The following is an 18,900-nucleotide window of genomic DNA, read 5'->3' as shown; positions in this document are numbered from 1 at the left end:
AGATCACCAACGCGGATGGATCAACGGTTTCAGCAGCTCGTCGTAGACCTCTTCGACGGCGGCCGTCGCTTCGGCCGTCAGCGGGGCCAGGTCGGCCGCCGAACTGTTCGCCTGCGCCTGCCCGGCGTCGCGCGCGCCCGGGATGACGACGCTGACCCCGGGCCGGTCGACGATCCACCGCAGCGCGAACTGGGCGAGTGTCCGGCCCTCCGGGACGAACGCCCGCAGGCGCTCCACCGCTTCGAGTCCGACGTCGAAGGGAACGCCGGAGAAGGTCTCGCCGACGTCGAACGCGGCGCCCTGGCGGTTGTAGTTGCGGTGATCGTCCTCGCCGAAGGTGGTCGATGCGGTGTAGCGGCCGGAAAGCAGGCCCGACGCGAGGGGCACGCGCGCGATGATCCCCGCGCCCGCCTTCTCCGCGGCCGGGAGCACCCGCTCGAGCGGCTTGAGCCGCAGGCAGTTGAGGATGATCTGCACCGAAGCCACGTTCGGCCGTTCAAGCGCCGTCAAGGCCTCTTCGCAGGTCTCGACGCTGACGCCGTACGCCTTGATGCGCCCTTCGTCCACCATCGCGTCGAGGGCGTCGTACACCGCGTCGGACGAGTACACCGGCGTCGGCGGGCAGTGCAGCTGGACGAGATCGAGGGTGTCCATGCCGAGGTTCGCGCGCGAACGGTCGTTCCAGGCGCGGAAGTTCTCGGCGACGTAGTTCTCCGGCACCTGCTCGGCGCGGCGCCCCATCTTGGTGGCGAAGAAGAGCGCGTCGTCGCCGCGTTCCGCGCGGAAGCGGCCGACGAGCCGCTCGCTGCGACCATCGCCGTAGACGTCGGCGGTGTCGAAGAAGGTGACGCCGGAGTCCGCCGCGGCGTGCAGGACGGCGAGCGCGTCGGCCTCGTCGACCGTGCCCCAGTCCGCGCCGAGCTGCCAGCAGCCGAGTCCCACCACGCCGACGTCGCGGCCGAGCCGGGCGATCTTCCGTGTCTCCATGATCGTGATCCTAGGTGGAATATGCTGCGCGGGTGGGGAGACCACCGAGGGAACGAGGGATGGGCACGCTGCTGAGGCATGTCCTCGAAGTGACCGAAGCGGACGTCTCCGCCTTCTTCGAAGACATCGGGCTGGGGGATTACCGCCCGCGGTTCACCCCGTTCGTCCGCGCGATCGTCGCCCGCGGCCCGCTGGCCATCCGCGACCTCGCCGCCGAGGTGGGGGTGACGCATTCCGCGGCGAGCCAGACGGTCGCGCAGATGGCGCGGCAGGACCTCGTCTCGCTCGAACGTGGGGCCGACGCCCGGCAGAGGATCGTCTCGCTGACAGCGAAAGCACGAAAGCTGATGCCGACGCTCGAAGCCGAGTGGGCGGCGACCAGCGCCGCGGCCGATCAGCTGGAGGCGGAACTGCCGTACCCGCTCAGGGAAGTCCTGGTGGCCGCCATCGAGGCCCTGGAGCGGAAGCCGCTCCGGCAACGCATCGCGGAGACGGACGCCGCGGTCAGCCTGCGGCTTCGGTCCGGTGAAGGCTGAAGACCGCCCAGACGTATTTCCCGCCCGCGCACAGCTCGTGTCCCCAGTCTTCGGACAGCGCGTGAACCAGCTGCAGACCGCGGCTGCGCGCCGCCATCGGGGAAGGTTCCTTCAGCCTCGGCCGGTTCGTGCCGGAGTCGAAGACCCGCAGGGTGAGCCGTCCGTCGGCGTACTCGACCTCCAGCTTGTCCGGTTTCTCACCGTGCTCGAAGGCGTTCGTGACCAGCTCGGAGGTCGCCAGCAGGACGTCGTCGGCGGCCAGGTCGTCGAAGCCGAGGCTCGCGAGAGTCGCCCGCACCGCCTGTCGCGCGACGGCGGGAGCCGTCACATCCACCGGGAGGGGCAGGGAGACCACCGGCAACGAGCCCTCCGATCGCGTCTTGGACATCGTCATGGTTGCTACCTCCCCTCGCGAGAGACTCCCAGATCCGCTGTTCGTCTCCCTGATACCCATAAGGATGACGGTCGAATCAGACTCCGTCGGTGAGTTCCGTCTCGGTCAGCCCCTCACGCAGTTTCTGCAGCGTAGAGGCCAGCAGCCGGGACACCTGCATCTGGGAGACACCGACACGGCGCGCGATGTCCGACTGGCTCATCCCGGAGCCGAACCGCAGCGCGACGATCTTGCGCTCGCGGTCGGGCAGCCGTTCCAGCATCGGCCGCAGCGCCTCGCGCAGCTCCGCCTGGCTGAGGTTGGCGTCCGCCTCGCCGAAGCGGGTGTGCGCCGAGTTCTCCAGGAGGTTGTCCAGCGAAGCCCCGTACCGGCCCTGACCGGCACGCAGACCCTCGAAGACCTCGTCGACCGGGACACCGAGATGCTCCGCGATCTCACTCGGCTTCGGCGCTCGCGAAAGCCGGACCGTGAGTTCCTCGCGCACGGCCGAGATGTTCGCGTTCAGCTCCTTGAGCCGCCGCGGGACCCGGACCGACCAGCTGTTGTCGCGGAAGTGGTGCCGCAGCTCGCCGGAGATGGTCGGCACCGCGAAGGCCAGGAAGTCGCTGCCCTGGGCAGGGTCGAAACGGTCGACGGCGTGGATCAGCCCGATCGTCGCGATCTGGATCAGGTCCTCCATCGACTCGTCCCGGTTGCGGAACTTGCGCGCCAGGTTGCGCGCGAGTTCCAGATGCGCGCGCACCAGATCGTCCCGCAGCCGTTCGCGCCGGGGGTCGTCCTGGGGCAGCGCGCACATGCGCTCGAACAGGGCCGGAACGTCCGCGCCGTCTTGCCCGACGGGATCGGTCACGGCCGGGCCGCCTCGCTCTCCCGGATGAGCTCCACCCTGGACAGGTAGCCGCCGTCGGCCGGGACGACGCTCCGCCGCGCGGACGTGGCCAGCGCGGTGAGCAGCTGCCAGGACAGACCGGTCTCGTCGTCGGGCTCCGGGGAATCCGAAAGTACCGAGACGGTCACCTCGATCCGCCCGTCCTTCCACGAGAAAACGCAGTTCAAATGCCCATCGGCGGCCGAAGGCAGCAGCATGGAGCACGCCTCGTCCACCGCCATCCGGAGATCCTCGACGGCGTCCAGATCGAAATCCTGGCGCATCGCGATGTCCGCGACGATCGTCCGGAGAGTCGGCACCACATGTGGTACCGCGGCCGTGCGTACCTCGATGAGTTGAGCGCCCTCGCCGCTGGGCGGGGTGTTGTTCGCCACGTGTCGGTCCTCTCTCCGGCTGCGCGCTGCCGTCTGCTCGGTTGCCCTGGGTGTGAGCAAACCAAACCCACGTTTGACTCGCGCAGGCGGCGGGCATGTAACCGGCGACAAACGATCTCCTTGGAAGGCGGGGACCGACATGGCTGACGTGAGCCGGCTGCCGAACGTGGTGGCGGAAGAGTGGGATTGGCAGCTCCGTGGGTCGTGCCGAGGCGCCGACAGCAGCTTGTTCTTCCACACGGACAACGAGCGCGGTTCGGCCCGTGAGCGGCGCGAATCCCGTGCCAAGGCGATCTGCCAGACCTGCCCCGTGCTGGCACAGTGCCGCAAGCACGCGCTGGCCGTGCAGGAGCCGTACGGCATCTGGGGTGGTCTCGGTGAGATCGAGCGCCGCGAGCTGTTCCTGCGGGAACGCCGTGCCGGGCGCAAGGCTTTGACCGCGCATTGAGCGCGTCCTGGGCACCGGTCGGCGACGCGCGTGACGGCGATCGTGGCGCCCCGTCCGGACTGGGTTAGGGTTGGGACTGTCGTTGCGGGGACAGCCACGCCTACCCGCCGAAGAAGAGCGTGCGTCCGTGTCCGGACTGGGCGCGGCCGTAGCTTGAGACCACAGGCGAGCTCCGGCGCTGAGCGCCGGAGTTCACCTGATGAGGAGAATGTGCATGCCCGCAGCGGAGCAGAACACCACGCCGCCCGGTTTCAGCATCACGCTGGACGCCGACGCGTCAGCACCGCGCGTGGTGGTCACCGGTGAGCTCGACCTGCTGACGAGCCCGCAGCTGCAGGAGACCCTCGGGGCCCTGATCACGGACAAACCGTCGGGACGGGTCGTCGCCGACCTGACCGGCGTGACCTTCTTCGACTCCTCCGCGCTGAACGTCGTGCTCCAGGCACAGCGCCAGGCCGCCGAGAAGCAGATCGAACTCGAAGTCGTCCCCAGCCCGCAGGTGAGCCGAGTGATCGAACTCACCGGCGTGGCCGAGCACCTCAGCGTGTCGGAAGAGCCCCCCGCCTGAACCCCCGCTACGGTCGTGGGCTCTTGATCCGCGACACCTGGGGGCAGCACGATGATGGGGCGGACGCATGCCCTCACCGGCTGGTGCGCGGGCCTGGCGCTCGCACCGGTCGTCGGGGCGGGCACGGTGCACCAAGCGGTCGTCTTCGCCGCGACCACCGCCGGTTTCGCGCTCCTTCCCGACCTCGACCATCCGGGCGCCCGGGCGTCGAAGCTGCTCGGCTGGTTCACCGGGGCGATCTCCTGGTTGCTGCGCCGCGTTTCGGCGGCCCTGTACGCGCTGACCAAGGGGCCCCGGGACGAGAAGGTCACCGGTAAGCACCGGCATCTGTCCCACACCGTGCTGTTCGCCGTCGGCCTCGGGTTCCTGACGTCCTGGGGTACCGCCGAAGGGGGACCATGGGCGGTGTTCGGGGTCGTCGTCCTCGGCCTGCTGCTCGCGGAAGGCGCGCTCGGCGACTGGCTCCTGCCCGTCAGCGGCGCGGCGATCGGCTGGTGGGTGTGGACCGCGCCGCCGGACAAGGCCGCGCAGCTCGCGGAGATTTCCGGCTGGCTCGGCATCGCCGTCGCGGCCGGTTGTCTCGTGCACTGTCTCGGCGACGCGCTGACCGAGTCCGGCTGCCCGTTCCTGTTCCCGATCCCGATCGCGGGCGAGACCTGGTACGAGATCCGGCCGCCGAAACCGCTGCGGTTCCGCACCGGCAAGAACGTGGAGAACCGGCTGATCTTCCCGGTGTTCGCGATCGCCGCGGTGGTGCTGATCCCGGGCGTCTGGGAGTACCTCTTCACCACCGTGCAGGGTTTCCTCACCCCGGATGCGACGCAGACCGCAGTCCATTGAGGAATGCCCCCACCACCGGCGGCGTTGAATCGGAACGCCGGACCCGGTTGAGGAGGGGGAACAGTGGACAAACCCGTGTTGCGCGCCGACGCGAGACGCAATCGCGCAAAGGTGCTCGCGGCGGCCGAACAGGCCTTCGCCGTCGACGGCCTCGCCGTCCCCCTCGACGAGATCGCCCGCCTCGCCGGGGTCGGCGCGGGTACGGTCTACCGGCATTTCCCCAGTAAGGAAGCGCTCTTCCAGGCCGTCGTCCTGGAACGCATCGAGCAGTTCGCGCAGGAAGCACGCGAACTGCTGGCCGCCGAAGACCCCGGCGCGGTGTTCTTCGACTTCTTCAAGCGCGTCGTCAAGCAGGCGTCCCTGAACCGGGCCCTCTGCGACGCGCTCGCCGAAACGACCGGGCTGGGTTTCAAAGCGGGCGCGGGCACCGACTTCCGGTCGGCGCTGCAGGCACTGCTGATCCGCGCGCAGGCCGCGGGCGCGGTCCGCGAGGACATCGACGGCGACGACCTGCGCGCCCTGATCGCGGGCTGCCTCGCCGCGGAACGGTATTCGCCGGAAAGCCGGCATCTCGTCCGCGTCGTGGTCGACGGCCTGCGCAAAGCCTCCTGACGCGGACCCGCGCACGTTCCACTCAAGTTGCACGCTGCGTAACAAAACGTAAGATCAACGCGAGAAGTCCTCGTACCTGCGCTTCGCATGGCGAGGGGGTGCCGGATGTTCGGTCAGGGTCCCACCACCGGTTCCGTCACGGTCGCGGGTCTCGCGGGCCTCGCCACCGGGCTGCTCGTCGCCGCGCTCCTCGTGGCAGGCCGCGAACCGGAGCGCCGCGTACACGAAGTCAGCACGACCCCTTCCCCGGCAACGACTTCCCGTTCCGTCGGGCCGGTCACGGTGACCGTGCCCGCCATCGTCCCGGAGCCGCTCACCATCACCCGCACCAGCACACCACCGCCGAGCACGGTGACCACGACGGTGAAGCCGCCGGCCACTCCGACGTCGTCGACCTCCCCGTCGACGCTCCCGCCCAGCTCGGATCCGGGATACCGGCGCGACTGATGCAACCCGGACGGCCCTTCGCGTCGTCTGTCCACCATGCGGCGGCTACCCGTTTTCGTGCTCCTGCTCGCGACCTTGACCGCGTGCGGCCAGTCCTCCGGTGGAGGCGGCGGCAAAGACTGCCCCGCCCTGGCCCTGGTGGAGGGCGTGACCCTCGACGTCCCGCCCGAGGCGGCCGCCGGGCTCAGCCGCGTGAAGCTGGAGTTCTGCTGGGCGGGGAAATGCGTGACCGAAGCCGCCGAGCTGTACCCGGCCAGCCGTACCGAGGACCAGGGCTGCGTGGGCGAAGTGTGCTCGGGGAAGGCGGTGCCCACCGGCGGCAAGTACGCGACCGTGCCCGTCCAGGGCCTGCCGCTCACGCCGGTGAAGACCACCGTGACCTTCGACGACGGGAAACCCCACGTCCTCGACGTGACGCCGGTGCTCCGGTATCCGGCAGGCGAGGAATGCGGTGGCGGGGTGCCGGTCGTGAAGCTGGTCGCCGGGCAGGGCGGCGTGGTACGGCAAGAACCGTGAAGGCCGCCCCCCGATGAGCGGCCTTCACGGTTTCCCCCTTGCTAGCCGACGTCCCGGCGTCGCCAGCCGGTGACCCCGGCCGCGAGCGCGACGGCCGCCACTCCCGCGAGCCAGATCAGCGGTGTCGCGGTGAACTCCGCGGCGGGCAGCTTCGGAACGTGCGAGAACGGCGAGGCGTCGAGCAGCACCCGCGGCAGGTTCAGCACCGGGCCGAACAGGCTGAGTAGCAACGCCAGCCCGGCGATCGCCCACGCCGCCGTCGAGTACTTCGGCGCCAGGCCGAACAACGTCACGGCGAGACCGACGATCACCCACACCGCGGGAAGCTGCGCGAGCGAGGCGACCACCAGGTCACCGACCGAGCCGCCCACGTCCCCGGCCCGCATGCCGTTCGAAAGTCCTAAAAGGACACCGCTGACGACCATCATCAGCGCGGTGCCGCCGAAGGCGAACACGAGGTGGCTCCCCAGCACCCGCAGCCTGCCGACCCCCGTGGCGAGCAGCGGCTCGACGCGGATCGCCGTCTCCTCGACGCGGATCCGCAGCGCGGCCTGCACGCCGTAGAGCGCGACGACCATCGCGAACATGCCGGTCATCGCCGCCATGAAGGCGTCGACCAGCGCGTCGGTGCCGCCCATCCGCTGGAAGATCTGCCGGGCCTGCTCGCTCTGCCCGACGATGTCGCTGATCCCGTTCGCGACCGAACCGAACACCCCGGCGCAGATCGCCGTCCCGATCAGCCAGCCGATCAACGGTCCGCGGTGCAACCGCCACGCCAGCGCGAACGGGCTCCGCAGCGACGCGGCCGCTTCGGCCGGGCCGGGCCTCGGCGGAAGGAGGCCGGTGCCGACGTCGCGCCGCGGGATCAGCGCGTAGCCGACACCGCCGACGACCACGGCCGCGGCGAGCGGCAGGAGGAGCACCCACCAGCGTTCGTCCGCGAACGGCCGGAGCTGCTGCGCCCAGCCGATCGGGGACAGCCACGAGACCCATCCCGCGTCGGCCGTCGAGTCACCGACCGCGCGGAGCAGGAACGCGACCCCGACGGCGGCGGCGCCGATCCCGTTGGCCGTCCGCGAGTACTCGGCGACCTGGACGGCCACCGCCGCGACCGCGGTGAAGACCAGGCCGGTGGCCGCGGTGGCGCCGCCGAGCGCGAACGCCCCGGCCGACGGCATCTTCGCGCCGATCATCAGCGCGGTCTCGATCAGTCCGATGAGGACACTCGCGCCACCGGCGACGAGCACGGCCGCGGTCAGCGCCGAGTACCGGCCGACCACCGCGGACGCCAGCAGTTCGGCGCGGCCGGAGTCCTCCTCCGCCCGCGTGTGCCGCGTGACGGTGAAGACCGCCATCAACGCGACGAGCAGCGCCAGGAAGCCGCCGAGCCGCCAGGCGGTGAACCCGCCCGCCGTCGAGAGGTCGAAGGCCGGTCCGTAGATCACCGCGATCGACGGGTTGGCGCCCATGCTCGTGGTGAGCCCGGCGCGTTCGGCGGCCGTCGGGTACAGCGTTTCGAAGGTGCCCGCCGTACTCGACGGCGCGATCCCCAGCAGAACGATCCAGATCGGGAGGACGACCCGGTCCCGCCGCAGCGCCAGCCTGGTCAGCTGCCAGGTGCCGACCAGCCCGGTGGCCGGTCCGGCCGCGGGGGCGGGCCGGTCGAGTGTCGCGGTCATTTCGCGCTCGCCTCGGTGGTGTAGTGGCGGAGGAAGAGTTCTTCCAGCGTCGGCGGCTGGCTGGTCAGACTGCGGACGCCGACCTCGGTGAGCCGGCGCAGGGCGTCGTCGAGGGAACGGGTTTCGACGTCGAACCGGACCCGGTTGCCCTCGACCTTGAGATCGTGGATGTTCTCCAGCCTGGTCAGCCCGTTGGGCGGGCCGGCGAGCTCGGCCGAGATCGTCGTCCTGGTGAGGTGGCGGAGTTCGGCCAGCGTGCCGGTTTCGACGGTGCGGCCGTTGCGGATGATGCTGACCTTGTCGCAGAGCGCTTCGACCTCGGCCAGGATGTGGCTCGACAGCAGCACCGTGCGGCCCTGCTCGCGCTCCTCCTGGATCGCGTACTGGAAGGTGGCCTCCATCAGCGGGTCGAGGCCGGAGGTCGGCTCGTCGAGGATCAGCAGGTCCACGTTGGAGGCCAGCGCGGCCACGATGGCGACCTTCTGCCGGTTGCCCTTGGAGTAGGTGCGCCCCTTCTTCTTGGGGTCGAGGTCGAAGCGCTCGATGAGATCCTTGCGGCGGCGCTGATCGAGGCCGCCCCGCAGCCGCCCCAGCAGATCGATCACCTCGCCGCCGGAGAGGTTGGGCCAGAGGTTCACGTCGCCGGGGACGTAGGCCAGGCGCCGGTGCAGGCTCGCCGCGTCCTTCCAGGGATCGCCGCCGAGCAGGCGGACGTCCCCCGAGTCCGCGTGGAGCAGGCCGAGCAGGACCCGGACGGTGGTCGACTTCCCCGCCCCGTTCGGACCGAGGAAACCGTGCACCTCCCCAGCGGGTACCTGCAGATCAAGGCCGTCCAGAGCCTTGGTCCGGCCGAAGGATTTGTGGAGGCCGGAGACGGAGATGGCGTTTTCCATACGACTGAAGGTACAGTGATTTCACGAAGTTGTGAAGTTAAGAAAACGTATGGATGGTGTGATCACTCTGGGGGATGTACGAGAGGATGTTGTTCATGACGACGACGCCTGAGAGTGCTTCGAGCACCCAGAGAGACGAGGACGCCGTCCGCCGCTACGTGGAGCACCTGGGCCTCACGCTCTCCCAGATCGGGATGCAGCGCATGCCCGCGCGGGTGTTCGCCGCGTTGATGACCACCGACGCCGGCCGCCTGACCGCGGCCGAGCTGGCCGACCAGCTTTCGGTGAGCCCCGCCGCGATCTCCGGCGCGGTGCGGTACCTGGAACAGATCGGGCTGGTCGCGAAGGAACGCGAGCCGGGCTCGCGCCGCGATCACTACCGGCTCTTCGACGACCTCTGGTACGCCACCTTCATGAAACGCGACCGCATGATCACCATGTGGCGCGACGCCGCCGACGAAGGCGTCTCGGCGCTCGGGCCGGACACGCCCGCCGGGGCGCGCGTCGCGGAGATGCGGGACTTCCTGAGCTTCATGATCAAGGAACTCAACGACATGTACGCCAAGTGGCACGAGATGCAGGCGAACAAAGGCAAGTAGAGCCCTGCGGGTGGTGGGGCTGAAGGGGCCCTTCACCTCATCTCACGCGGCGAAGGGCGCTTTCCTCGCATCGCATGCGGGGAAAGTTCCCTTCAGCTCAACGCGACCAGAAGCGTCTTCGTGAGCCTTTCCGCCCACTCGTCCAGCTCGGCCGGGGCCGGGACGCGGTCCTCGAAGGACGCCAGGAACGCGTACTGGAAACAGGCCCCCAGCAGCAGGGACGCCGAAGCCTCCAGATCCGCGTCCGCGCGAATCCGGCCGAGCCGGGCCTCCTCGCCCAGGTATTCGACGACGCGGACCAGCGGGACGTCCGGCCCCCGCTGCTCGCTCATGACCCGCTCCCGGTGGGTGGCGAGCAGCTCCCGCGAGGAGAACAGCGACACCGCGATCGGGAAGCTCTCCAGGTAGAACGACAACGTGATCCGCGCCAGCCGGGCCAGATTCGCCGCGAGCGGGGTGTCCGACGCCGTCTCCATCAGCTCGTCCAAGGTCGTCCCGAGCGCGGGCAACCGCTCGGTCAGCACGCTCATGAAGATCTCGGTCTTGTCCTTGAAGTGCTTGTACAGCAGCGCCTCGGAGTAACCGGCCGCCCGCGCGATGGCCTTCGTGGTGGCATGCGCGTAGCCCTGCTCGCGCATCACCTTCGCCGCCGCGGCGACGATCTCCTCGCGGCTTCCCATGTTCGCTCCTGAGGGCTTCTCAGCGTTCGCTCGACAAGTGGTGGGTGAACACTCACCATAGTGGGTGAGTGTTCACTAACCAGGAAGGCGTGACCATGAAACTCACCGTTCTAGGTGCCACGGGCGGGGTCGGCTCCGAGGTCGTCGAGCAGGCGCTGGCCGCGGGCCACCACGTCACGGCGGTCGTCCGCGACCCGTCCCGGCTGACCGTCGAGGGTGATCTGCTGGAGGTCGTCGTCGCCGAGCTGTCCGAGCACGGCGCGCTGACCGAGGCGGTGTCCGGGCGCGACGTGGTGATCTCGGCACTCGGCGCCCGTGAGCGCCGCCCGACGACCGTCGTCACCGATGGGGCGCACGCCGCGCTCGCCGCGTTGCGTTCGGCGGGCGGCCGACGGCTGCTCCTGGTGAGCGCCAGCGGCCCGTTCACCGACGGCGACGCGTTCTTCACCCGCACCGTCGTCAAGCCGATCCTGGGCAGGGTCCTCCGGCACGCGTTCGCCGACATGGTCGCCGCCGAGCGGGTCGTGCGCGCGAGCGACGTCGACTGGACGATCGTGCGCCCGCCGCGGCTGCTGAACGGAGCGCACACCGGCGCGATCGCGGCCCGCACCGACGGCAACGTCCGCGGCAGCTACAGCATCAACCGCGCCGACGTCGCCGACTACCTGCTCCGCGCGGCCGTGGACGACTCGCTCATCCGCCAGACCGTCTCGATCGCCCAGGGCTGACCGCCGCGTTTCGTCCTCTGAACGCGGTTGTCGCGTGCGTAACGATCGCATCCAGAGGACTGAACCCGGGACATAGAGTCGCGGGGTGCTCAGTCATGCGGTGATGCTCGCCCCGATCCTTCTCGCGCAGGCGGTCCGGGTGCGCCGCACGACGCCCAGGCTGCCCGGCGCGAGCGGACCGGTCAGCGGCCTGGTGCGGGGCGAGGGCCGTCCGCTGCGGCTCGCGGTGCTCGGCGAGTCCACTGTGGACGGCGTCGGCGCGGCGACGCACGCCGAGGCACTGACCGGACGGCTCGCGGAAGAGCTCGCGCGGGACGGCCGCGCGGTCGCCTGGCAGGCCGTCGGGAAGACCGGGGCCAACGCGCGCGTCGTCCGCGAGGAGCTGCTCCCGCTGCTCGAACCCGCCGACCTCGTGGTGATCGCGCTCGGCGTCAACGACACGATCGAACTGCATTCGGCCACCCGCTACCGGCGTGATCTGCTCGACCTGATCGTCTCCCTGCGCCGCCGCGCCGGGCGGGTCCCGGTGGTACTGGCCGGTGTGCCGCCGATGGGCCGCTTCCCCGCCCTGCCGCGTCCGCTGCGTGACGTCCTCGGCGCGCGATCGGCCGCCCTCGACGCCGCGGCCGCCCGGCTGGGGTTGCTGCCCGGCGTCGTCCACGTCCCGATGCCCGCCGCGATGCTGGATCCCGCGACCTTCGCCGAGGACCGTTTCCACCCCGGTCCCGAGGGCTACCGGCGCTGGGCCGGGCAACTCGCCGACGTGAGCCGTCAATTACTCAGTGACACTTTCCGGCCGGAAAAGTGCTGATCAGGTCACCCGCCTGCCACAGATTAAGAAAGTTATCCGAAAAAGCTGGCTCTGCGTGTATCTGGTGGCAGCCTCGTTGCGTCCTATGGAGCAGTCGAGGAAATGAGGGACACCCGATGACGACCGAGATCAACACCGCACCCGTCGACGACGAAGCCACGGCGACCGAGGACCTCGAAGAGACCCCGAAGCCGCGCCCGATCACGGCCCCGGTCCCGCCCCGTCCCGGCACCAGCCCGGACGGCAACTGGGAGCCGCACAGCACCGATCCGCCGGTGAACTGAACCACCACAGACGGGTGGTGTCCGGAGGCCGAGGGGGCCTCCGGACATCACCCTTCCGGGTGCTCCTTCGGGGGAGGGGGACGCCCGGACGCGGGCCCGTTGGGGAGCGGGCCCGGGGGGAGGGAAAAAGGACCGGCCGGTGCGCAGTCCACACCTACTCGCGCCGGCCGGTGCCTTTGTCCTCGCCCAGGACGACGGTGACGACCGAAACTCGACAAAAAAGTTAGTGACTTGATGTATCCCAGAGCTTCCAGCACGCTCCTTCTCCCCGAAGGGCCCGCGATACTGCCAGCGCCGACACGAAGACACGTCCGAAGTGGGGCAGATACGGTGACCGACGTGCAAACGACCGAGGTAGACCCGCCGTGGGAAGGACTGACCGGTGCTGATCTCCATGCCGCCTGCATGCGTGCGGCGCGGGCCGGTGACCGCCAGGCGATGGACAGACTTGTGCACGAGCTGACCCCGCTCGTGTGGCATGTCGCGCGGGCGAACGGGCTCGATCGCCTGACCGCCGAGGACGTGGTCCAGACGGTGTGGCTCGCCCTGTTCAGCCAGCTCGAGAAACTCCGTGACCCCAAGGCGCTCGCCGCCTGGTTGATCACCACCACCAGACGCGAAGCACAGCATCCCTTCGGCCGCCGCGCCCAGCCCGTCCCGCTGACCGACGAGCTGGCCGAAAACATGGAGAGCACCCATCCGGCTCCCGAGGAGGAAGCCGTCCGCGCCGACCGGGATCGCCGGGTCTGGCGCGCCTTCCTCCGCCTGCCGCACCGCTGTCAGCAGCTCCTCCGGCTGACCGTGCTCGCCGGACGGGCCGAATACCAACTGGTCGCCGAAGCACTCCGCATGCCGCGCGGAAGTGTAGGCCCGACCAGGGGCCGTTGCCTCGAATCGATGCGCGACCTGCTGGCCCACGAAGGGGGAAGCCGATGAACGACCTCGGGACGCCGGGGGAGATGACCTCCCCGGGCGATGAGGCCTTGCTGGCCGATATCGGGCGCTTCATGGACGAATTGGACCCGCCACCGGGAGATCTGGTGCAGCGGGTTCAGTTCGCGCTCGCACTCGAAAACCTCGATGTCGAGGTCGCGCGCTGGGAACGGATGGACGCCACGGCCGGCGTCCGCGGCAGCGACACCGGCACGATCACCTTCACCGTCAGCGATCTGACCGTGATGATCAACCTCACCAAGATCGGCAAGAAGCACCGGATCGACGGCTGGCTCGTGCCCGCCGGTGAGTACGGAGTGGAGGTTCGCGTCGCCGAGCACGGCACGAGTTCCACCACCGCCGACGAGGGCGGGCGATTCGTGCTGGACAACGTTCCCCAGGGAACCACCCAGATCGTGATCCACCTCGGTGACGTGACCTGTCGCCGGACCGTCGTGACCCCGACAGTGGTGCTCTAACCGGACGGCTGTTCCGTTATGCGGCGGGGGTGTGCTCCCATAGTGCGTGTGCCCGCGCCGTCGCCTCCTGTCGTCGATCCCGTAGCCGAAGAGGCGGCCGAGCTTCATGCCCAGGCGAAGGCCGCCGCCGCGGATCACGGGCTCAGCAGGCCGATCCGGCTGATGCGGCGCGCGCTCGTCCTGCTGGGACCGGTGGACGAGGATCGCGTCGCGCGGCTGGAGGTCCGGGTCCGGATCCTGATCAGCCTCGCGGCGGCCGAAGCGGAGATCGCGTCCCAAGAGGACGGTCTCGCCCGGCTCGAAGAGGCGGAACGCATCCGGCTGCTGCTGCCGGACGGCGACGTCCGGCACGAGTTGCGGTTCGTCGTCGGGTTGCAGCGCGCCGTCGTGCTGATGCGCGCCGGCCGGCTGGAGGAATCGCTCGCGCTCAACAACGCGTTCCTGCCGGGGCTGGCCGCCGAAGGCGCCAAGTACAGCCTGGTGCTGACCCGGTCGCTCGTGAACCTCGCGTGGCTGCACCTGGAGATGAGCAACCCGGACGCGGCCTATCAGGACCTCGTCCGCGCGCTGGATCTGGCCGTCGAGCACGGCTACCGGCGGCTGGAGGGGAAGATCCAGCACAACCTCGGTGATCACGCGCAGCTGCTGGGCGACATCCCGGAAGCCCTCCGGCACTACCAGGAGGCCGCCGCGATCTTCGTGACCGACGGCTCCGGTTCCCTGCCGCTCGTCCGGCTCGATCAGGCGAAGGCGCTGCTCACCGCGGGACTCGCCGAAGAGGCGGCGCGGCATCTCGACGACGCCATCCCGGAACTGCGGCGCAACGGCGCAGTGCACCTCGTCGCCGAGGCGGAGGTCGCCAGGGCCGGTGCCGCCATCCTGGAACGCGACTACGCGCTGGCGAAGAAGCTCGCGGCGTCGGCACGGCGGAGTTTCCTGCGGCGCGGCAAGGGGCGCTGGGCGGAGATCGCCGCGCTGACCCGGCTCCGCGCGGACGCGGTGAAGGTCTTGGCGGACCGGGAGAAGAAGCCGTCCGCGAAACTGCCGGAGCGTCTCGCCGATCTCGCCATCCGGTTGGCCGAACTCGGCCTTCGCGACGAGGCGGGCGCGGCGAGGATGTTCGCGGTGCGGCTGCTGATCCGTCGCGACGAGACGGCCGCCGCGCAGCACCTGCTGGCGCAGGTGCCGAAGCCGCGCCAGACCACCCCGATCGACCACCGGATGCTGCTGCGGCTGTGCCGGGCCGAACTCGCGGTGGCCTCCCACCGGCCGCGTTCGGCGCTCGCGCAGGCACGGGCCGGGCTGGCGGAACTCGGGCAGATCCGCGACCGCATGGGCGGGCTCGACCTCGTCTGCGGAACGGCGGCGCACGGCGAGGAACTGGGCAAACTCGCGCTCACGCTGGTGCTCAAGAAGGCGAGGCGCAGCGGCGCCGGGGCGAAGAGCCTGTTCGCGTGGCTGGAACGCACGCGTGCGCAGGTGTACCGCTACGAACCGCTCCCGGTCATCGAGGATCCCGCGCTTGCCCGGCACATCAACGAAATGCGGCACCTGCAGGGGACGATCCAGGCGCGGCGGTTGTCCGGCGAGCCGGTCGGGCAACTCGAAGAGCGCTACGACCGCTTGCAGCGGGAGGCGACCCGGCTCGGGTGGTACACCAGCAAATGGGGCCGTCCGCGGCCGGTTTCGGCGCCCGAAGAGGTGGTCGAGCGACTCGGGGATCGCGTGCTGGTCAGCCTGATGGGATACCGCGACACCCTGTACGCGGTGGTCGTCGACCGCGGCCGGTTCCAGCTCTTGAAACTGGGCCCGCTCGCCGAGATCGTCGAGACCGCGCGGCAGCTGCACGCGGACCTCGACGCGCTGGCCCCCGACAACCTGCCCGCGCCGCTGGTCGAGGTCGTCACCGGCTCCGCGCGGCGGCGAGCGGACAAACTGGACAAGCTGATCTCCGCGTCGCTGGCGAAGACGCTGGAGAACCGCGAGCTGATCATCGTGCCGATCGGTTCGCTGTACGCGCTGCCTTGGGGCGCTTTGCCGTCACTGCACGGGCATCCGGTGTCGATCGCGCCGTCGGCGACAGCCTGGGTGACCGCCTCGGGACGCCGGAGCGAGGGGCCGGTCCTGCTCGCCGGCGGCCCCGGCGTACCCGGTTCGGTCGGTGAGGTGCGGAACCTGCGGGCGGTGTACCCGCGGGCCCGGCTCGTCGACGGGAAGGACGCGACCAGCGAAACCGTACTGTCCGCTTTGGACGGTTCCGGGATGGCGCATCTGGTCGCGCACGGCGCGCACGAACCGGCGAACGCGCTGTTCTCGCGGCTGGAACTGGTCGGCGGTCCGTTGTACGCGCACGAAACCGCCCGGCTCGCGCATCCGCCGGAGCGGGTGGTGCTGGCCGCCTGCGAACTCGCGATGAGCCACATCCGGCCCGGCGAGGAGGCGCTCGGCTTCGCCGGGACGCTGCTCGCCAGCGGCTCGCGGACGGTCATCGGCGCGATCGCGCGGGTCGGCGACAAGGCCGCCGCCGACGCGATGTCCGATCTGCACCGGCGGCTGGCCTCGGGGACCGCGCCCGCGCTGGCGCTCGCCCAGGCGATGGCCGCCGATCCGCTGCGGCGCCCCTTTCTGTGCCTCGGCGCCGGTTGATCCTTCGGGTCCGCCGGCGGCCGGGTTGTGTCATGAGGGGTCCCCATAGGACGAATTTCGTCCTATGGGGACCCCTCATGACACCGCGGGGTCAGGCGCGTTCGGCGTGTTTCACCAGGCGAGTGGCCAGGAGCGAGACCACGGCGCGCAGCGCGGCGCACACGGCGGCGCCAGTACCGGGCACCGGTTCGGTGAACCGGCCGGTCCAGCGCAGATCCGTCCCACCGGAGGCGTTCGGCGTGAACGAGACCTCGGCGCGATAGTCCTTCAGCGGCGCGAGGCCCGCGAAGCCGTAGACGTGCTTTCGGTCCTGTTCGTACTCCAGCGTCTCTTCGTGGAGATACACCGGCCACAGGCCGACGGCCCGGACGGCGCCCACTTCGCCCTCGTCCGGTTTCCGCGCCCAGCGCGAGTGGAACACCACCGGCTTCGCCCATTCCGACCACCGGGAACCGTCGGCCTCCAGCGCGAAAAGGGAAGCGGGCGAGGCGCTGCTCGTCCGGTTGATCTCGAAGGAGTACGTCTTGCCCATGTGGCGACGATAACCGCTCCGGCCGCGACGGATAAGTCAAGATAGGGGCGTGAGCACGACGCGCCGCGAGATCGCCGCACCGCATTGGCTGGTGCAGCTGCTGCGCAGCACACCGGTTCCCATTCCCTGGAACATGGTCGCCCGCGCCGTCCTCGCGCTGGCCGTGCCGCTGGCCGTCGGCTACGCGCTCGGCGACATCGGCGTCGGCGCGCTCATCTCCACCGGCGCGCTGCCCACCGTCCTGTCCGAATCGGCGGGCCCGTACCGCTACCGCGCCCGGCGGCTCGGCGGCGCCACCGCGGCCGCCGCCCTCGGCTACTTCGCCGGGCTGATCACCGGCGGCGTCCCCGCCGCGTCCATCCCGGTCGTCGTCGGGGTCGCGGCGGTGTCCGCGCTGATCAGCGCGGCGGGCAGCAACGCCTCGGTCGCCGGGCTGCAGATGTTCGTCTTCTGCGTGCTCGGCACCGGCCAGCACGTCACCGGCCTGCGCGTCGAACTCCTCCTCGGCTACTTCTGCGCCGGCGCCGCCTGGAGCCTGCTCGTCGCGCTCGCCACCTGGACCTTCCGCGCCACCAGCCCGGAGCGCGGCGCCGTCTCCCACGTCTACGTCGAACTCGCCGCGATGCTCTCCGCGACCGACGAAGCCACCTCGCGCGTCGCGCGCCACCAGCTCACGACCGCGATGAACACCGCGTACGACCGGCTGCTCACCGCGCGATCCTGGCTGTCGGGCCGCGACGCCACCTACCGTCAGCTGCTCAACCTGCTCTCGGCCAGCACCCCGGCCGTCGAGGCGTCGGTCGCGATGGTCAACGCCGGCCGCCGGGCCCCGGACGACGTGATCGACCACTTCATCGCGACCTCGGCCACCGTCCTCGCGAACCAGGAGCTGCCGGAGCCTCCCGAAGCGCCCGAAGACGCCGACCCGGTCCTCGCCGCGCTCTACGCCGGGCTCGCCAGGATCGGCAAGGGCGACAACCGGAAACGGCGCGAGGTCCAGCCGTGGCACAAGCGTCTGCGGGGCTGGGCGGGTTCGCTCGTCTCCGGTCCGCTCACCTGGTTCGCCGCGCTCCGCCTCACCCTGTGCGTCGCGATCGCCGAAGTCGTCGCGCTGCTCGTCCCGTTCGAACGCTCCTACTGGATCACCCTCACCGTCGGCATCGTCCTCAAACCCGACTTCGGCTCGGTGTTCGGCCGCGCGGTACTGCGCGGGATCGGCACGGTGATCGGCGTCGGCATCGGCGCGGCCGTGCTCGCCGCGGGCGGCGAGGGCTGGCTCCTGGTGCTGCTGATCGCCGTGTTCGCGGGCGGCGTCGCGGTCGGCAAGGTCCGCAACTACGGAATCCTCAGCGCGTTCGTGACGCCGCTGATCATCCTGCAGATGGACCTCGCCAGCACCGGAAGCTGGGACGTCGTGCTCGCGCGGCTGGTGGACACCGTGCTGGGCTGCGCGATCGTGCTGCTCTTCGGCTACCTGCTCTGGCCGGGAAGCCGTCGCCCGCAGGTCGGCGGACGGCTCGCCGACAGCCTCGACTGCCTGGTGAAATACGTCGACAAGGGCCTCGTGCTCGCGCCTTCGGGCGAAGCACGCCTGGAACGCTCACGTGCCCGCCGCCGCGCTTATCGCGCGCTGGCCGACCTGCGGACCGCGTTCCAGCAGGTCGTCGTCGAACCCTCCGCCGCCGGACGGCAGGCCGTCGCCTGGTGGCCGGTGATCGCCGGACTCGAACGCGTCGCCGACGCCGTCACCGAGGTCGGCGTCACCCTCGGCCGCGGTGCCCCGGCACCCAGCGAGGCCGACATCGCCCTGCTGACGGCCGCGCTCGCCGAACTCGCGGCCGCCGTCCGCGAGGAACGGGACCCGGCGGAGATGCCGATGCCCGACAACGAGCGACTGTCCGGTGTGGTCGACCAGATCGGCGCCGCCTTCGACGCCGTGCGCGGCCCCGACCTCGTCGAACGCGCGCCGCTGCGGCTGGTCCGGCGGTTCCTGCCGTACCACCGCCGCGCCTGAGGAACAGCCAC

At 70.4% G+C, this 18,900-nt stretch carries 23 protein-coding genes; 15 read left to right on the top strand and 8 right to left on the bottom strand.

What is annotated here, in order from left to right; genetic code table 11:
* Positions 1–3: 3 nt before the first annotated feature.
* Positions 4–987, bottom strand: a complete 984-nt coding sequence (locus SD37_RS40250) for an aldo/keto reductase (protein ID WP_044855299.1) — start codon at positions 985–987, stop codon at positions 4–6.
* Positions 988–1,046: 59 nt separating this feature from the next.
* On the opposite strand from SD37_RS40250, the gene SD37_RS40245 reads away from it, so the two are divergent.
* Positions 1,047–1,523, top strand: coding sequence for a MarR family transcriptional regulator (locus SD37_RS40245; protein ID WP_044855298.1), 477 nt, complete (start codon positions 1,047–1,049; stop codon positions 1,521–1,523).
* On the opposite strand, the gene SD37_RS40240 is transcribed toward SD37_RS40245, so the two are convergent.
* From SD37_RS40240 to SD37_RS40230, 3 genes are all read right to left on the bottom strand, one after another.
* Positions 1,492–1,917, bottom strand: a complete 426-nt coding sequence (locus SD37_RS40240; RefSeq protein WP_044855297.1) for an ATP-binding protein — start codon at positions 1,915–1,917, stop codon at positions 1,492–1,494. The genes SD37_RS40245 and SD37_RS40240 overlap by 32 nt on opposite strands.
* 76 nt (positions 1,918–1,993) lie before the next feature.
* Positions 1,994–2,767: a SigB/SigF/SigG family RNA polymerase sigma factor gene (locus SD37_RS40235; RefSeq protein WP_044855296.1), complete on the bottom strand. Its 774-nt coding sequence runs from the start codon at positions 2,765–2,767 to the stop codon at positions 1,994–1,996.
* Positions 2,764–3,180, bottom strand: a complete 417-nt coding sequence (locus SD37_RS40230) for an ATP-binding protein (RefSeq protein WP_044855295.1) — start codon at positions 3,178–3,180, stop codon at positions 2,764–2,766. Before SD37_RS40230 ends, SD37_RS40235 begins: the two co-directional genes overlap by 4 nt.
* Positions 3,181–3,319: 139 nt before the next feature.
* Here SD37_RS40230 and SD37_RS40225 point away from each other — a divergent pair, with 139 nt between their 5' ends.
* The 6 genes from SD37_RS40225 to SD37_RS40200 all read left to right on the top strand — a co-directional run bounded on the left by SD37_RS40225 (position 3,320) and on the right by SD37_RS40200 (position 6,611).
* Positions 3,320–3,628: a WhiB family transcriptional regulator gene (locus SD37_RS40225; protein ID WP_037315146.1), complete on the top strand. Its 309-nt coding sequence runs from the start codon at positions 3,320–3,322 to the stop codon at positions 3,626–3,628.
* A gap of 214 nt (positions 3,629–3,842) precedes the next feature.
* Positions 3,843–4,196 (top strand): STAS domain-containing protein, encoded by a 354-nt coding sequence (locus tag SD37_RS40220; protein ID WP_044855294.1) that lies wholly within the window; start codon positions 3,843–3,845, stop codon positions 4,194–4,196.
* Between the two features lie 54 nt (positions 4,197–4,250).
* Positions 4,251–5,036: a metal-dependent hydrolase gene (locus SD37_RS40215; RefSeq protein WP_044855359.1), complete on the top strand. Its 786-nt coding sequence runs from the start codon at positions 4,251–4,253 to the stop codon at positions 5,034–5,036.
* A gap of 63 nt (positions 5,037–5,099) precedes the next feature.
* Entirely contained in the window at positions 5,100–5,648 is a 549-nt protein-coding gene (locus SD37_RS40210) for a TetR/AcrR family transcriptional regulator (protein WP_044855293.1), read from the top strand.
* A 105-nt stretch (positions 5,649–5,753) separates the two neighbouring features.
* Positions 5,754–6,095, top strand: coding sequence for a hypothetical protein (locus tag SD37_RS42960; RefSeq protein WP_044855292.1), 342 nt, complete (start codon positions 5,754–5,756; stop codon positions 6,093–6,095).
* A 36-nt stretch (positions 6,096–6,131) separates the two neighbouring features.
* A complete protein-coding gene (locus tag SD37_RS40200) occupies positions 6,132–6,611 on the top strand; it encodes a hypothetical protein (RefSeq protein ID WP_044855291.1) in 480 nt (159 codons plus the stop codon).
* A gap of 41 nt (positions 6,612–6,652) precedes the next feature.
* On the opposite strand, the gene SD37_RS40195 is transcribed toward SD37_RS40200, so the two are convergent.
* Positions 6,653–8,290, bottom strand: coding sequence for an ABC transporter permease (locus SD37_RS40195; protein WP_044855290.1), 1,638 nt, complete (start codon positions 8,288–8,290; stop codon positions 6,653–6,655).
* A complete protein-coding gene (locus tag SD37_RS40190; RefSeq protein WP_044855289.1) occupies positions 8,287–9,183 on the bottom strand; it encodes an ABC transporter ATP-binding protein in 897 nt (298 codons plus the stop codon). Before SD37_RS40190 ends, SD37_RS40195 begins: the two co-directional genes overlap by 4 nt.
* Positions 9,184–9,278: 95 nt before the next feature.
* Between SD37_RS40190 and SD37_RS40185 the strand changes: the two genes are divergently transcribed.
* Positions 9,279–9,782: a GbsR/MarR family transcriptional regulator gene (locus SD37_RS40185; RefSeq protein WP_044855358.1), complete on the top strand. Its 504-nt coding sequence runs from the start codon at positions 9,279–9,281 to the stop codon at positions 9,780–9,782.
* A 92-nt stretch (positions 9,783–9,874) separates the two neighbouring features.
* Here the strand turns inward: SD37_RS40185 and SD37_RS40180 are convergent, their stop codons facing one another.
* The gene (locus SD37_RS40180) at positions 9,875–10,462 is read right to left on the bottom strand and encodes a TetR/AcrR family transcriptional regulator (protein WP_044855288.1); all 588 of its coding nucleotides are present in this window, start codon (positions 10,460–10,462) and stop codon (positions 9,875–9,877) included.
* A 95-nt stretch (positions 10,463–10,557) separates the two neighbouring features.
* Between SD37_RS40180 and SD37_RS40175 the strand changes: the two genes are divergently transcribed.
* The 6 genes from SD37_RS40175 to SD37_RS40155 all read left to right on the top strand — a co-directional run bounded on the left by SD37_RS40175 (position 10,558) and on the right by SD37_RS40155 (position 16,343).
* The gene (locus SD37_RS40175) at positions 10,558–11,190 is read left to right on the top strand and encodes an NAD(P)-dependent oxidoreductase (RefSeq protein ID WP_044855287.1); all 633 of its coding nucleotides are present in this window, start codon (positions 10,558–10,560) and stop codon (positions 11,188–11,190) included.
* 85 nt (positions 11,191–11,275) lie between these two features.
* Positions 11,276–12,001: an SGNH/GDSL hydrolase family protein gene (locus SD37_RS40170; RefSeq protein WP_044855286.1), complete on the top strand. Its 726-nt coding sequence runs from the start codon at positions 11,276–11,278 to the stop codon at positions 11,999–12,001.
* 116 nt (positions 12,002–12,117) lie between these two features.
* Positions 12,118–12,285: a hypothetical protein gene (locus SD37_RS43355; protein ID WP_162835884.1), complete on the top strand. Its 168-nt coding sequence runs from the start codon at positions 12,118–12,120 to the stop codon at positions 12,283–12,285.
* Between the two features lie 330 nt (positions 12,286–12,615).
* Positions 12,616–13,221, top strand: coding sequence for an RNA polymerase sigma factor (locus tag SD37_RS40165; RefSeq protein WP_037315114.1), 606 nt, complete (start codon positions 12,616–12,618; stop codon positions 13,219–13,221).
* A complete protein-coding gene (locus tag SD37_RS40160; protein WP_007030725.1) occupies positions 13,218–13,697 on the top strand; it encodes a hypothetical protein in 480 nt (159 codons plus the stop codon). Before SD37_RS40165 ends, SD37_RS40160 begins: the two co-directional genes overlap by 4 nt.
* Positions 13,698–13,859: 162 nt before the next feature.
* The gene (locus SD37_RS40155) at positions 13,860–16,343 is read left to right on the top strand and encodes a CHAT domain-containing protein (protein WP_145927043.1); all 2,484 of its coding nucleotides are present in this window, start codon (positions 13,860–13,862) and stop codon (positions 16,341–16,343) included.
* 91 nt (positions 16,344–16,434) lie between these two features.
* On the opposite strand, the gene SD37_RS40150 is transcribed toward SD37_RS40155, so the two are convergent.
* Positions 16,435–16,875 (bottom strand): SRPBCC family protein, encoded by a 441-nt coding sequence (locus SD37_RS40150; RefSeq protein ID WP_044855284.1) that lies wholly within the window; start codon positions 16,873–16,875, stop codon positions 16,435–16,437.
* Between the two features lie 49 nt (positions 16,876–16,924).
* On the opposite strand from SD37_RS40150, the gene SD37_RS40145 reads away from it, so the two are divergent.
* Positions 16,925–18,889 carry an FUSC family protein gene (locus SD37_RS40145; RefSeq protein WP_044855283.1) on the top strand — a complete coding sequence of 655 codons (1,965 nt, stop codon included), beginning with the start codon at positions 16,925–16,927 and terminating at the stop codon, positions 18,887–18,889.
* Positions 18,890–18,900 lie beyond the last annotated feature (11 nt).

This window comes from Amycolatopsis orientalis, from assembly GCF_000943515.2.
GTDB lineage: Bacteria > Actinomycetota > Actinomycetes > Mycobacteriales > Pseudonocardiaceae > Amycolatopsis > Amycolatopsis orientalis.
Note: the sequence above shows the minus strand (reverse complement) of the source record. Positions and strands in the feature narration are given on the sequence as shown.